General features: G+C 35.0%; 1 protein-coding gene. It reads left to right on the top strand.

Annotated elements, in window-relative coordinates; translation table 11 throughout:
• On the top strand, positions 1-277 hold a 277-nt coding region (locus tag SB764_RS39725; protein WP_410866714.1), incomplete at both ends, for a hypothetical protein.

Below are 277 nucleotides of genomic sequence, written 5' to 3'. Positions count from 1 at the left end.
AGCTTTACAGAAGATTTGTAACGAGTTCAAAACAGATTTCTGGATCAAATACGAGAATGGAAATTTTGTTATACATACTGGGGATTTTGGAAAAAAAATTCCTCCAAGATTTGAATATGGAAAAGGTAAGGGGCTTACGGGTTGGAACCGAAACAATGTAGATGATAATGCTATTGTAAATCGTCTCTATGTTTTTGGAGGAACGAATAATATTCCCAACGAATATAGAAATTTCAGCAAGCGATTAAAGCTGCCTAATGCTGACTACATTGAGGAT

Origin of the sequence: Paraburkholderia sp. SIMBA_027, from assembly GCF_046535315.1 — a bacterium.
In the GTDB taxonomy this organism is placed as follows: Bacteria; Pseudomonadota; Gammaproteobacteria; order Burkholderiales; family Burkholderiaceae; genus Paraburkholderia; species Paraburkholderia tropica.
The sequence above is the reverse complement of the archived record's forward strand: the minus strand, read 5'-3'. Positions and strand labels throughout refer to the sequence as shown.